Consider the following 723-nt stretch of genomic DNA (forward strand, 5'->3'; position numbering starts at 1 on the left):
CTGATCTCACCCCGCAAACCCGGGTGTTGTTCGATGCGATGCTGGCCAAGTTCGCGCGCCCGGGCATGTGCAACCCCGCCGACACCGACAGCCCGTGGACCGCACAGGACGCCACCGACGACGCGCGTCTCGCGGCGGCCGCCGCCCGTGATACCCGTACTCCCGCGCAGCGTAATCATGATGCGCTGCTGGGGTTTCTGCGTCCCGAGCTCGGTGGCCCGGCGAAGCGGGGTTCGCATCGCGGGGTACCGGTCGCTGCGATCATGACCATGAGCATCGCCGATGTCGAACGCGCGGCGGGAGTCGCGACGCTGGCCACCGGTGGCACCGTCCCGATCAGCGAGGCCTTGGAGCTGGCACAGCAGTCGAAGCGGTTCCTCATGGTGTTCGACCACGCGGGCATGCCCCTGCATGTCGGCCGTGAATCCCGCACCGCGACCAAGGCCCAACGCCTCGCGCTGATCGCGACCGAGCGGGGCTGCACCCGACCCAACTGCTCCGCGCCCGCCTCGCGCGCGCAGGTGCATCACCTCACCGAATGGTCCAAGGGCGGCAAGACCGATATCGAGAACCTGACTTTGGCGTGCGATAGCTGTCATGCCCAAGTTCATGACGGTCCCGGGGGCTGGAAGACCGTGAAACTCGGTCCCGATACGGCGTTTCCGGGGCGCACCGCGTGGATCGCGCCCCCGCATATCGATCCCACCGGGACTCCGCAGGTGA

General features: G+C 68.2%; 1 protein-coding gene. It reads left to right on the forward strand.

The window, feature by feature from the left end:
* Window positions 1–723, forward strand: a 723-nt coding sequence (locus GFY24_RS40895; protein WP_153810478.1) for an HNH endonuclease signature motif containing protein, incomplete at both ends; no start/stop codon positions are given.

This window comes from Nocardia sp. SYP-A9097 (assembly GCF_009649815.1).
Lineage (GTDB): Bacteria > Actinomycetota > Actinomycetes > Mycobacteriales > Mycobacteriaceae > Nocardia.